Genomic DNA, 13094 nt, shown 5'->3' with positions numbered 1-13094 from the left:
CGCGGGGGCGACTGCTTTCGTTCAGTAAAAGGTCTTTCGGTACCGTAAACCGATTATAAGAAGTAAAAGTACCGGAATACAGAAAGGACGATTCGATGCATTCGCTGGCTGAAAGAATTCATAACGGAGATCGTCGGGCACTCGCAAGAGCCATTACGCTGGCAGAACGGGAAGACGAAGAAAAACTCACGCTGATGAGTGATATATTCTCCATTAAAAAACAGGCTCACTATATCGGTATTACAGGCTCTCCCGGCGCCGGTAAGAGCACGCTTATCAACGAGCTCCTTCATCTTCTCCGGGAACAGCATCTCAGTGTGGCGGTCATTGCCATTGATCCGACGAGTCCGTTCAGCGGAGGCTCGATTTTAGGGGACCGGACGAGGATGCACCAGCATTTCGTCGACCCCGGCATCTTCATCCGCAGTATGGCCACGAGAGGAAGTCTCGGCGGTCTTGCCAGGGCGACGAAAGACGCGATCCGTATGTGTGATGCTGCCGGTTTTGACATCGTACTTGTGGAAACAGTCGGAGTCGGACAGTCGGAGCTCGACGTGATGAAAGTGGTGGATACGACCGGACTTGTACTTACGCCGAACAGCGGAGATATTCTTCAGATTTTCAAAGCCGGTATTATGGAAATCGCCGATCTGTTCGTTATCAACAAGGCGGACCTGCCGGACGTCGAGAAACTGAAACTTACACTCGAAGACTACATGATGATCGCCGATCCGAAAGGGTGGCAGCCGCCGATCGTCAAAACGGTATCGACGAAAAAGCAGGGTATTTTGAAAATGTGGGAGAAAATGAAGAAACACCGCATTTACCTCGAAGAAACGGCTTCCGGTCAGGAGAAAAAGCGGATGCAGCGGGAAATGGAAGTGTACGAGCTCATCCGTGAAGAAATATGGCGGGACGTCAGGCGCTGGATTGAATCCGGCGACCGCAGCAAAAATCTCGAGCGTGAGGAATATGATCCTTATGCACTCGCGAAACAGTGGTTCGGTGAATGGAAGCAGGAGGGGAAAGCCGATGGTGGGAAGTAAACAGGTTCCATCTTCCATTAAGAACAGGGCTCTCGTGGAGAAGAGGCGCCAGGAAATGATCCGCGGTGCTGTCTCTCTTTTCCGGGATAAAGGGTTCCACAAAACGACGACGCGTGAAATCGCGAAAGCGAGCGGTTTCAGTATCGGTACGCTTTACGAGTATATAAGGACGAAAGAAGATGTGCTGTTCCTTGTATGTGATTCCATCTACGAACAGGTGAATGAGCGGATGAAAGAAGTGGTGGACACCTCCGTGCCGGACGGTGCTCCTCTTGAAGAAGCGGTCCGCTCCTATTTCCGTCTGATGGATGATCTGCAGGAGGAAGTGATCGTTCTTTACCAGGAAGTGAAGGCACTGCCGAAAGAGGCGAAAGATTATATCCTTGAGAAGGAACAGGAAATGGTGGCTATGCTGGAGGAATTACTGGCGTGCAGCCTTCCGGGAGCATCACGCGGTAAAATATCGGTCATTGCCAACAACGTGTTCGTGGAAGGTCAGATGTGGGGGTTCCGCAGATGGATTCTTCAGAGGTCCTTCACACTGGAAGAGTACATCGATCATCAGGTCAGTCTTTTGCTTGAAGGAGTTGCAACCTACAGATAGCCATAAAGGAGGAAATTATTGTGGAAGTATATAAACCGAAACATGCGGTGCGATTTGTAACCGCTTCCAGTCTGTTCGACGGTCACGACGCTTCAATCAACATTATGAGACGTATTCTGCAGGCGACAGGTGCCGAGGTTATTCATCTCGGGCACAACCGCTCTGTGGAAGACGTAGTCAACGCTGCCATACAGGAAGATGCCCAGGGGATTGCCATCTCCTCCTATCAGGGCGGTCATATGGAATACTTCAAATACATGATCGATCTACTGAACGAAAAAGGTGCAGAGCACGTCCAGACGTTCGGAGGAGGCGGGGGAGTCATTCTGCCCCGGGAAATCAAGGAGCTCCATGAATACGGAGTGACGCACATCTTCTCTCCGGAGTTCGGACGGGAACACGGCCTGCAGGGTATGATCAACAGCATGGTCGAAAAAGCCGACTTCCTTCCGCCGGTGAAAGATAACATGGATCTGGAAGCCGGGGACCCGGTTACGATCGCAAGAATGATCACGCAGGCGGAGAACGCAGATGAGAAAAAACTTGAAAGCTACCGGAAGCAGTGGCAGACGGATAAAGACGTACCCGTGCTCGGTATCACCGGTACCGGCGGGGCAGGGAAAAGTTCCCTGACGGACGAACTGATACGCCGCTTCCTGAATGAAGTACCGGATAAAAAAGTGGGGATTCTCTCGGTGGATCCGACGAAGAAGAAAACCGGCGGTGCTCTCCTCGGGGACAGAATCCGTATGAACGCCATCTTCCACCCGAACGTATACATGAGATCTCTTGCGACGAGAGAAGCGCGTACTGAGATATCGACAGCGGTGACGGACGCGGTACAGATTCTGAAAAGAGCAGGCTACGACTTCATCATCATCGAAACGAGCGGAATCGGCCAGGGGGATGCCGAAATTACGGAAATCACCGACCTTTCCATGTACGTCATGACCGCCGAGTTCGGGGCGCCGTCCCAGCTCGAGAAGATCGACATGATCGACTACGCCGACTTCATCACTATCAACAAATTCGAACAGAAAGGTTCGGAGGATGCGCTGAAACAGGTGAGAAAGCAGTATGAACGCAGTCACATGCTGTTCCACGAAGATCATGAATCGTTCCCTGTCTACGGCACCATCGCCAGCCAGTTCAACGATCCGGGGACGAACACCCTTTTCGCTGCCCTTCTTGATGAAATAAATGAGCGGTACGGCTGGGATACGGAAACGTCGCTTGAACGGGTATCCAAAGTCGAAAAGCAGAACGTTATCATTCCGAACGACCGGAAGCAGTACCTCCGGGATATCGCGAAAGAAGTGCGCGGCTATCATGAATTCACGGAAGATCAGGCAGAAAAAGCCCGCCAGTGGTACCAGCTCGAAGGCACGGAGAAAATCGTCGGCGAGAATGAAACCATCACGGGAGCGAAGAAAAAAGTAGTGAAAGAAATCAACGGCGAAGTGAAAGAAAAGCTCGAACATTGGGATACGCTCCATGAGAACTACTCAGGAGAAACGTTCACATACAAAGTGCGGGACAGGGAATTTACGATGGATCTGACGACAGAAAGCATATCCGGAACGAAAATTCCGAAAGTGGCCCTTCCGAAGTATGCGGACTGGGGCGACCGTCTCGAGTGGCTTCGGAAAGAGAACGTTCCGGGAGCTTTCCCGTTCACGGCCGGTGTGTTTCCTTTCAAACGGAAAGGGGAAGACCCGACGAGACAGTTCGCCGGGGAAGGGACGCCGGAGAAAACAAACCGCCGGTTCCATTACCTCTCCGAAAACGAAGAAGCGAAAAGACTCAGTACCGCTTTCGACTCCGTAACACTTTACGGGGAAGACCCGGGCGAGCGTCCGGACATCTACGGAAAAGTCGGGGAGAGCGGTGTGAACATCAGTACGCTCGAAGACATGAAGAAACTGTATGAAGGATTCGATCTCGTCGATCCGAAAACTTCCGTATCCATGACGATCAACGGACCGGCTCCGATCATCCTTGCCATGTATTTCAACACGGCTATCGATAAGGAACTTCGGAAATTTGAAGAGAAAGAGGGCAGGAAACCGTCTGCCGAGGAAGCGAAGCAGATCCGTGAAGACACAATCCACGTAGTGCGCGGAACGGTCCAGGCTGACATTTTGAAAGAGGACCAGGGACAGAACACATGTATCTTCTCGACAGAGTTCGCCCTCCGTATGATGGGAGATATCCAGCAGTACTTCATCGACCACGACGTGCGCAACTACTACTCCGTGTCGATTTCCGGGTATCACATCGCGGAAGCGGGAGCGAACCCGATTACGCAGCTCGCTTTCACGCTTGCAAACGGGTTCACCTACGTGGAATACTATTTGAGCCGCGGTATGGACGTCGACAAGTTCGCACCGAACCTGTCTTTCTTCTTCTCGAACGGTCTGGACCCCGAATACAGCGTACTCGGGCGCGTCGCACGCCGCATCTGGGCAATCGTGATGAAGAATAAGTACGGAGCGAACGAGCGCAGTCAGAAGCTGAAGTATCACGTTCAGACATCCGGCCGTTCCCTGCACGCTCAGGAAATCCAGTTCAACGATATCCGTACGACGCTGCAGGCTCTGCTGGCTATCCAGGACAACTGTAACTCGCTTCACACAAACTCCTACGACGAGGCGATTACGACGCCGACGCAGGAATCCGTACGCCGGGCTATGGCGATCCAGATGATCATCAACAAGGAATACGGTCTTACGAAGAACGAAAACTCCCTGCAGGGGTCCTTCGTAATCAGAGAACTCACCGATCTCGTCGAAGAAGCGGTCATGCAGGAGTTCGAAAATATGAACGACCGCGGCGGAGTACTCGGGGCTATGGAGCGCCAGTATCAGCGTGGTAAGATTCAGGAAGAGTCCCTGTATTATGAAAGTAAGAAACATTCCGGTGAAATGCCGATCATCGGGGTGAATACGTATCTTAACCCTAATCCGCAGTCGGAAGAGGATATTGATTCGATGGAACTTGCCCGTGCCTCCACAGAAGAAAAAGAACACCAGATCAAAGAGCTTCGTAACTTCCAGAAGTCCAACGAAGATAAGGCAGAGGAAGCACTGAACAGACTGAAAGAAACGGCCAGTTCAGGCGGAAACGTGTTTGCCGAACTGATGGAAACCGTCCGCGTTGCAAGTCTCGGCCAGATTACCCACGCTCTTTACGAAGTGGGCGGTCAGTACCGCAGAAATATGTAAAAAACGGCAGGCGGGGAATGACGTAATTTTCATCCCCTATCCTTTTATGACAGCTTAAAAACAGAAATCCGAACATCAATGTTCGGATTTCTGTGTGTATCATGCAGTTTCTGTTGTCAGTGACCGCCGCCGGTGCTGTCATCATCGTGGGCCTGGTTGATGGAGACGACTTCGGGCTCTTTCTGCCCGTACCATTCATACGTGATTTCATATTTCTCCTCAGGTTCGATGAGCATCCACTGGCTGGAATCGGACAATTTGATATCTTTACCATCCGCGACGATATAATATTCGTCCTTTTCGTGATATTTTTCCGAGATGGTGGCTTCTTTAACATGTTCCTCATGAATGAGCCCGTAATTCATATAAAGCCAGGAAGGCACGAAAATCAGAATCAGGGCGATAATGACCCAGGTCACAGGGTGCAGTTCTTTAAGCTTCATCGGTCTCTCTCCTTCGTTCGATAGCTGTTTATATTGTACGGGAAAACGGGAGGGGATTCCAAAGAAATTCTCTGTTATTGATTTTTTTCTCCGTTCTTTTTATAATAAAGGGTATGGTTACAGTGAGAAACGTGTGTAATTGACGAAAAAAGCGAAAGTCTGTCCGGTCTCCTCCGCTTATGGAAGGGTAGGGACGGTCGGAACAGAATTGAGAAAAAGGAGTGCTGACGTTGAGTTTTGAAGAAATGACCCAACAACAGATAGACGAAACCTCTATGCTTGAAATGGCTTATACCATTCTGGAAGACGAGCATCAGACGTACGATTTCAACGAACTGTTCAAACAGATCGCCGACAGGAAGAAGTATACGAAAGCGCAGAAAGAAGAGGCCATCGCCCAGTTCTACACGGATATGAATCTTGACGGCCGTTTTACGACGACCGGTACGAACCACTGGGGACTTCGTAAGTGGTACCCGATTGAACAGATGGAAGAAGATATCGCCAACCTTCCGAAAATGCGCAAGAAGAAAAAGAAGAAGAAAAAAAAGAAGCCTTCCAAGCTGCTTGAAGATGAACTCGGCATTTCGGATTACGATGCCGACGAAGAAGACGAGAATACAGAGGAACTTGACCTGACGGACGAAGAACTGGATCTCGAAGACGACGATGACTTCGAGGGCGATTATGAAGAGGACGACCTTGACGACGAAGAGGAAGAAATGGTAGATGAAGACACCAGCTTTATCGGCGACGAGGACGAAGAAGAAAAAGAAGAAAAGTAATTTTTTCCTGTTCTTGACTTTACAGGTGAACCTTTTTATAATTCTATGTGGGCTCTTAAAAAAGGACGACCTTAACAGAAGCTCCCCAATTACGATTGGGGAGCTTTTCTTTTTTGCAGGAGGTCCGGGACGCACCTGTTCCGGATTCCAGCAGGGAAGTATAACGGATTTTCTTCGGTGACGGGCGGTGCAACAGCCGCCCTTTCTATATTTATTCCGAAACAGAAGAAGTCATTACTAACAAACAAGGAAAGAGGGATGAACGTGACAAAGTACATTTTTGTTACCGGCGGTGTTGTATCTTCATTAGGAAAAGGAATTACGGCGGCATCACTGGGCCGTCTACTGAAAAACCGGGGGCTGAGCGTAACGATCCAGAAGTTCGACCCATACCTGAACGTGGACCCGGGAACGATGAGTCCTTACCAGCACGGAGAAGTATTCGTGACGGACGACGGAGCGGAGACGGATCTTGACCTTGGTCATTACGAACGTTTCATCGATATCAATCTGAATAAGTTCTCAAACGTAACGACCGGTAAAGTCTACTCGAACGTGATCAAAAAAGAACGTCGCGGCGACTATCTGGGCGGTACGGTTCAGGTGATTCCGCATATTACGAACGAAATCAAGGAAAGGGTATATCGTGCCGGACACGAATCGAACGCAGATGTCGTCATCACGGAAATCGGCGGTACGGTCGGAGACATCGAGTCCCTTCCTTTCCTGGAAGCGATCCGTCAGATCAAAAGTGACATCGGCCGCGATAACGTCATGTATCTTCACTGTACTCTCGTTCCCTACATCCGGGCCGCGGGCGAACTGAAAACGAAGCCTACGCAGCACAGCGTGAAAGAACTGCGCTCCCTCGGCATACAGCCGGATGTGATCGTACTGCGTTCCGAAACGGAAATTTCCGATGATATGAAAGAGAAGATTTCCCTTTTCTGCGACCTGAAAAAAGAGGCCGTCATCGAAATGGTGGACGCGGAAACACTTTATGACGTTCCGCTTACGCTTCAGGAACAGAAACTCGATCAGCTTACATGCGACCACTTCGGGCTGAACTGTCAGGCGGCTGACATGACGGAGTGGAATGAGCTTGTGGAGCGGGTCAAGCATCTGGAAGAGAAGCGTACGATTGCTCTTGTCGGGAAATACGTAGAGCTTCCGGACGCCTATATTTCTGTAGTGGAAGCGCTGAAACACGCAGGCTACCAGCAGAACGCCGATGTGGAAGTGAAGTGGGTGAACGCTGAAGAAGTCACTGAGGACAACATCGGGGAACTCGTGGCGGATACCGACGGCATACTTGTGCCCGGCGGATTCGGACACCGCGGCATCGAAGGGAAAATCGAAGCGATCCGCTACGCACGTGAAAATAAAGTACCATTCCTTGGCATCTGCCTTGGTATGCAGCTGGCAACGGTGGAGTTCGCCCGTAACGTGCTGGGCTATAAGAACGCACACTCGGCGGAAATCGACCCGTCGACGAAAGATCCGATCATCGATCTGCTTCCGGAACAGAAAGATGTGGAAGATCTCGGCGGAACACTGCGCCTCGGTATCTATCCATCCCGTATTAAAGAAGATACGAAAGCGATGGAAGCATACGGGGAGGAAGTGATTTACGAACGTCACCGTCACCGCTTCGAGTTCAATAATCACTACCGTGAGGAGATGGAAGAGAAAGGATTCCTTTTCTCAGGCACCAGCCCGGACGGACGCCTTGTAGAAATCATCGAGGTCAAAGACCATCCGTGGTTCGTAGCCAGTCAGTTCCATCCGGAATTCAAATCCCGTCCGACACGCGCCCAGGAACTGTTCACCGGTTTCATCGGAGCGACATTCAACGGGTAACATATAGTCAGGACACCGTCCCTTACTAAAGGGGCCGGTGTCTTTTTTTATATTCGGAAGCTGTGAGAGAAATGAAAAAATTCTGATATGTAAGCGCTGATATAAACACGAGCTGTTGCACCTTTATAAACGTACTGGTATTCTTAGAAGTATCAGTTCAAGCCCTGCCGGGGTGACGGAACGACAGTCTCTCCGCCGGTTTGGCAGGTGGAACAAAAGAGTGTTCCATATTTTGAAAACGCAATCACACTTATAAGGGGGAAATCAGTTATGAAATTTTTCATTGATACTGCAAACATAGACGAAATAAGGGAAGCGAATGCCCTCGGGCTGCTTTCGGGTGTGACCACCAACCCTTCCCTGGTAGCGAAAGAAGGCGTTTCCTTCCACGATCGTCTCCGTGAAATCACTTCGGAGGTGGACGGGTCTGTCAGTGCGGAAGTCGTTTCTGAGGACGTGGACGGTATGATGAAAGAAGCCAAGGAACTGGCTGCAATCGCCCCGAACATTACGGTGAAAGTTCCGATGACGATGGAGGGACTGAAAGCGGTGAAGCAACTTTCAGACCTGAACGTAAAAACGAACGTCACTCTCGTTTTCTCTGTGAATCAGGCGCTTCTTGCAGCGCGGGCCGGTGCTTCCTACGTGTCCCCATTCCTCGGTCGTCTGGATGATATCGGACACAATGGTATGGATCTGATTGCGCAGATTGCTGAAGTTTTTGACCGTCACGCCATCGACACGGAGATTATCGCAGCTTCCGTTCGCCACCCGATGCACGTCCACGAAGCAGCTTTGAACGGGGCGCATATTTCGACGATTCCTTTCAAAGTCCTTCACCAGCTCGTGAAACATCCGCTCACCGATCAGGGGATCGAGAAATTTCTGAACGACTGGAACAGTGCTCAAAATAAATAAGTTGCACAGGAATATGTAAAGTGAGGAGTCCGATATGCATAAACTAATGATAGAAGGCGGCAGGCCTCTGGAGGGGACCCTTCGTGTCAGCGGAGCGAAGAACAGTGCCGTAGCTCTGCTTCCGGCAGCCATCCTGGCTGAATCACCGGTGACCATCGAAGGCCTGCCGGATATTTCGGACCTTGAGACGCTGAGCGGACTGCTCCGGGAGATAGGCGGGGAAGTGACCGAAGAGGGAAGAACCATTCACATCGACCCTTCCGGAATGGCTCCTCTCGCACTTCCGAATGGCCGGGTGAAGAAATTGCGGGCTTCCTATTATTTCATGGGAGCAATGCTCGGACGTTTCAACAAAGCCGTACTCGGGATGCCCGGAGGCTGCCATCTGGGTCCCCGTCCGATCGATCAGCACATTAAAGGTTTCGAAGCACTTGGAGCGGAAGTCACGAATGAACAGGGCTCCATCTGTATCCGGGCCGAGAAACTGAAGGGCGCACGGATTTACCTGGATATGGCCAGCGTCGGTGCCACAATCAATATTATGCTTGCAGCCGTAAGGGCCGAAGGGAAGACGCTCATCGAAAATGCGGCGAAAGAACCTGAGATCATTGACGTCGCCACCCTTCTGTCCAGCATGGGAGCGAATATCAAAGGGGCGGGGACCGACGTGATCCGTATCGAAGGTGTCGAACATCTTTCCGGCTGCCGGCACACGATCATTCCGGACCGCATTGAAGCAGGGACGTACGCGATTCTCGCATCGGCTCAGGGGAACGGGGTCATCCTTGATAACGTCATCCCCCAGCACCTCGACTCCCTGCTGGCCAAACTGAGGGAGACGGGGGTGACGATTGAAGAGAAGGATGATCAACTGTACATACGTCCGCCTGAAACATATAAGAGTGTGGATGTGAAAACGTTCGTATATCCCGGCTTCCCGACCGACCTGCAGCAGCCGTTTACTTCACTTCTGACGAAAGCCGAAGGCAGTGCGGTGGTAACTGATACTATTTACCCATCCCGGTTCAAACATATCGATGAATTGAGACGGATGAACGCCAAAGTGAAAGAGTATGAAGGGTATGCAATTGTGGAAGGTCCGGTCCCTCTTCAGGGGGCCCGGGTCCGGGCTTCCGTTCTTCGTGCCGGAGCGGCGCTCGTTATCGCCGGCCTGATGGCTGACGGGGTGACAGAGATTCGCGGCGTCGAACACATCGAGCGCGGTTACGAAAATATGGTGGAGAAACTGAACAGTATAGGTGCCAATATGTGGTACGAAGAAATCAGCGAAACGAAGCAGGAGCAGTTCCAGAAGTACTGACGAAACTCAAGAGGGGTACGCTTACCCTTTTGAGTTTTTTATTATGAAAAGCATTTTTCTACCCCGATTTTTTTAGGAAGTGCGTCAAACCTCCTATTGAAGTGAAGATGTGATAAGATGTAAACTGAATGTGTTTTAAAGACACCTGCCTCGGTAAGCTTCAGAACAATCACTCCAGCACCTTCTCTATATTTCTTCAACATTCATAAGCTGTCGAGACATTGTACGGATTCAAAAATTAATTAAAGTGGTGATTTTGTGGCGGAATTGAACATTTCCAGCTTGGAAACATTGAAATTGAAAGAACTCTATGACAAGGCACGTGAATACAAAGTGTCCTATTACTCCAAACTGACAAAGCGTGAACTTATATTTGCCATCCTGAAAGCACAGGCCGAAAAGGACGGCTATCTATTCATGGACGGCATTCTCGAAATCATCCCTTCGGAAGGTTTCGGTTTCCTGCGGCCGATCAACTACTCCCCGAGTGCGGAGGACATCTATATTTCGGCTTCCCAGATAAGAAGATTCGATTTAAGGAACGGGGACAAAGTCTCCGGTAAAGTCCGTCCGCCGAAGGAGAACGAACGGTACTACGGCCTGCTGCACGTGGACGCAGTGAACGGGGAAGACCCGGACTCCGCCAAGCAGCGGGTACACTTTCCGGCGTTGACCCCGCTCTATCCGGATCGTCACATGAATCTCGAAGTGGCGCAAAATCAGCTGGCAACGAGGATCATGGATGTAATGGCTCCTGTCGGGTACGGCCAGCGCGGGCTTATCGTCGCTCCGCCGAAAGCCGGGAAAACGATGCTTCTGAAGCAGATGGCGAACAGTATAGCCAAAAACCATCCCGACTCGAAACTGATCATTCTTCTCGTCGACGAGCGTCCGGAAGAAGTGACGGATATCGAACGTTCGGTAGCTCCGGATGTGGATGTAGTCTCCTCCACGTTCGATGAAGTGCCGGAGAACCATATCAAAGTTTCGGAACTGGTCCTCGAGCGGTCGATGCGTCTCGTGGAACATAAACGGGACGTGATTGTACTGATGGACAGTATCACTCGTCTTGCCAGAGCTTACAACCTGGTGATTCCGCCGAGCGGGCGCACGCTTTCAGGTGGTATCGATCCTGCTTCTTTCCACCGTCCGAAAAGGTTCTTCGGAGCCGCGCGTAACATCGAAGAAGGCGGCAGTCTCACCATTCTTGCTACGGCTCTGGTGGATACCGGTTCGAAGATGGACGACGTCATTTATGAAGAATTCAAGGGCACCGGTAATATGGAACTTCATCTCGACCGCAATCTGGCGGAGCGAAGGATCTTCCCGTCGATCGATCTGAAACGGTCCGGCACGCGAAAAGAGGAACTGCTTCTTTCGAAAGAACAGCTGGAGAAAATGTGGGCGATCCGTCAGGCGATGACGAGCTCCCACGATTTCTACGAACGCTTCCTGCGCCGCATGAAGAAATCGAAAGACAACCGTGAATTCTTCGACGTGATGGATAAGGAGATGAATCAGACATCTAAAAAGTAAAGCCTGCAATCACAGGTTGCATTACAGACAGCGACCTGCTATAATCACTCTATGTGAGTTTCAGTCAAGGGACAGATTACACCCGAAACGGCTCTTACAATAACTCTGTGCTGAAAAAGGGCTCAGGGCAAAAAGGAGTGGAAGAGTAATGAAAAAAGACATTCATCCAGAATACCAGAAAGTTGTATTCCTAGACACAAGCTCTGATTACAAGATTCTTACAGGATCTACTCAGACTTCCGATGAGACGATCGAATGGGAAGACGGTAACTCGTACCCGTTGATCCGTGTAGAGATCAGCTCTGCATCTCATCCGTTCTACACAGGTAAACAGAAAGCGGACAAAGCTGGTGGCCGTGTAGACCGTTTCAAGAAAAAATACAACCTTTCCTGATCGTTTTGGGAAGTTTACAGAGAACAGGCAGATGTCGCTTCCGGCATATGCCTGTTTTTTTATTGGCGGAGGACCGGTGAAGGTGTTTTTCGTGCCTTTGAGCTTAAAAAAACGGAGCCGAAGGGAAGGATTAGGCAGAAATCGTGACCTTCGGCTCCATTTTTCAGTACCCATTGTAACGATTCGGGGAGAATCGTTACCTTCAGGTCGCACCGGACCGTGCTGAAGGGAAGGAAAAAATTTTTGAGAGAAACGGGGACATCTGCACGACCGTTATTTTTGTGTATAATGGGAGAAGCGCTTAGAAAAAAGGGGAGTCTGCACATGGCACAACTGTATTTTAAATACGGGGCAATGAACAGCGGAAAATCAATCGAAATCATAAAAGTCGCCCATAACTACGAAGAGCAGAATAAACCGGTGCTCATATTCACACCGGGGCTCGACGACCGGGATGAAATCGGATACGTTTCTTCGCGGATCGGTCTGCGCCGGAAAGCTTATCCGATTTTCGAAGAAACCGATCTGTACGAAACGGTGAAGCAGGAAGAGGAACAGCCGTACTGTGTCCTCGTCGATGAGGCCCAGTTCCTGGATAAAGAACACGTACTGCAGCTTACGAAAATAGTGGACCGGCTGAACATCCCGGTCATGGGATTCGGTCTCAAAAACGATTTTCAGAACGAGCTGTTTGACGGAAGTAAGTATTTCCTTTTGTATGCAGATAAAATCGAAGAAATGAAAACGATCTGCTGGTTCTGTGAGAAGAAAGCGGTGATGAACCTGCGGGTGAATGAAGCCGGAAAGCCGGTCTACTCCGGAGAACAGATCCAGATCGGCGGAAATGATGCGTACTACCCGGTCTGTCGTAAATGTCACGGGAATCCCCCACTGTAAAGGACGGGGGCGCGGTTGTATCCGGGGTCTCCCTATAATATAATGACAATCGGTAGAGAAAAGTAG

Annotated in this window: 11 protein-coding genes; 10 read left to right on the top strand and 1 reads right to left on the bottom strand. The window is 50.4% G+C overall.

Features of this window, described 5'->3' with window-relative positions; translation table 11 throughout:
* Window positions 1–95: 95 nt before the first annotated feature.
* Genes meaB through icmF form a run of 3 tightly spaced genes read left to right on the top strand, consistent with a single transcriptional unit; the run spans window position 96 to window position 4874 of the window.
* On the top strand, window positions 96–1046 hold the full coding sequence (gene meaB, locus BLU03_RS06605; RefSeq protein WP_093106539.1) for a methylmalonyl Co-A mutase-associated GTPase MeaB: 951 nt from the start codon (window positions 96–98) through the stop codon (window positions 1044–1046).
* Entirely contained in the window at window positions 1033–1650 is a 618-nt protein-coding gene (locus BLU03_RS06600) for a TetR/AcrR family transcriptional regulator (protein WP_093106536.1), read from the top strand. The genes meaB and BLU03_RS06600 overlap by 14 nt, the downstream gene beginning before the upstream one ends.
* A 20-nt stretch (window positions 1651–1670) precedes the next feature.
* Window positions 1671–4874, top strand: coding sequence for a fused isobutyryl-CoA mutase/GTPase IcmF (icmF, locus tag BLU03_RS06595; RefSeq protein WP_093106533.1), 3204 nt, complete (start codon window positions 1671–1673; stop codon window positions 4872–4874).
* Window positions 4875–4990: 116 nt separating this feature from the next.
* On the opposite strand, the gene BLU03_RS06590 is transcribed toward icmF, so the two are convergent.
* Window positions 4991–5317, bottom strand: coding sequence for a hypothetical protein (locus tag BLU03_RS06590; protein WP_076571663.1), 327 nt, complete (start codon window positions 5315–5317; stop codon window positions 4991–4993).
* A 230-nt stretch (window positions 5318–5547) separates the two neighbouring features.
* Here BLU03_RS06590 and rpoE point away from each other — a divergent pair, with 230 nt between their 5' ends.
* From rpoE to BLU03_RS06555, 7 genes are all read left to right on the top strand, one after another.
* Window positions 5548–6102 carry a DNA-directed RNA polymerase subunit delta gene (gene rpoE / locus BLU03_RS06585; protein WP_093106531.1) on the top strand — a complete coding sequence of 185 codons (555 nt, stop codon included), beginning with the start codon at window positions 5548–5550 and terminating at the stop codon, window positions 6100–6102.
* A 264-nt stretch (window positions 6103–6366) separates the two neighbouring features.
* Window positions 6367–7962, top strand: a complete 1596-nt coding sequence (locus BLU03_RS06580) for a CTP synthase (RefSeq protein WP_008590500.1) — start codon at window positions 6367–6369, stop codon at window positions 7960–7962.
* 270 nt (window positions 7963–8232) lie between these two features.
* A complete protein-coding gene (fsa, locus tag BLU03_RS06575; RefSeq protein WP_008590497.1) occupies window positions 8233–8880 on the top strand; it encodes a fructose-6-phosphate aldolase in 648 nt (215 codons plus the stop codon).
* A 34-nt stretch (window positions 8881–8914) separates the two neighbouring features.
* Window positions 8915–10201, top strand: coding sequence for a UDP-N-acetylglucosamine 1-carboxyvinyltransferase (locus BLU03_RS06570; RefSeq protein WP_093106528.1), 1287 nt, complete (start codon window positions 8915–8917; stop codon window positions 10199–10201).
* A 258-nt stretch (window positions 10202–10459) separates the two neighbouring features.
* Entirely contained in the window at window positions 10460–11737 is a 1278-nt protein-coding gene (gene rho / locus BLU03_RS06565; protein WP_008590492.1) for a transcription termination factor Rho, read from the top strand.
* Between the two features lie 148 nt (window positions 11738–11885).
* Window positions 11886–12131, top strand: coding sequence for a type B 50S ribosomal protein L31 (locus BLU03_RS06560; protein ID WP_008590489.1), 246 nt, complete (start codon window positions 11886–11888; stop codon window positions 12129–12131).
* A gap of 324 nt (window positions 12132–12455) precedes the next feature.
* Window positions 12456–13028: a thymidine kinase gene (locus tag BLU03_RS06555; protein WP_008590487.1), complete on the top strand. Its 573-nt coding sequence runs from the start codon at window positions 12456–12458 to the stop codon at window positions 13026–13028.
* The last annotated feature ends 66 nt before the right edge of the window (window positions 13029–13094 follow it).

It is taken from the genome of Salimicrobium album, assembly GCF_900107115.1.
Lineage (GTDB): Bacteria > Bacillota > Bacilli > Bacillales > Halobacillaceae > Salimicrobium > Salimicrobium album.
The sequence above is the reverse complement of the archived record's forward strand: the minus strand, read 5'-3'. Positions and strand labels throughout refer to the sequence as shown.

Excerpts from the sequence above, each read along its gene's own strand:
- meaB (WP_093106539.1), top strand. The coding sequence starts at position 96 with ATGCATTCGCTGGCTGAAAGAATTCATAACGGAGATCGTCGGGCACTC.
- BLU03_RS06600 (WP_093106536.1), top strand. The coding sequence starts at position 1,033 with ATGGTGGGAAGTAAACAGGTTCCATCTTCCATTAAGAACAGGGCTCTC.
- BLU03_RS06590 (WP_076571663.1), bottom strand. The coding sequence starts at position 5,317 with ATGAAGCTTAAAGAACTGCACCCTGTGACCTGGGTCATTATCGCCCTG.
- fsa (WP_008590497.1), top strand. The coding sequence starts at position 8,233 with ATGAAATTTTTCATTGATACTGCAAACATAGACGAAATAAGGGAAGCG.
- BLU03_RS06570 (WP_093106528.1), top strand. The coding sequence starts at position 8,915 with ATGCATAAACTAATGATAGAAGGCGGCAGGCCTCTGGAGGGGACCCTT.
- BLU03_RS06560 (WP_008590489.1), top strand. The coding sequence starts at position 11,886 with ATGAAAAAAGACATTCATCCAGAATACCAGAAAGTTGTATTCCTAGAC.
- BLU03_RS06555 (WP_008590487.1), top strand. The coding sequence starts at position 12,456 with ATGGCACAACTGTATTTTAAATACGGGGCAATGAACAGCGGAAAATCA.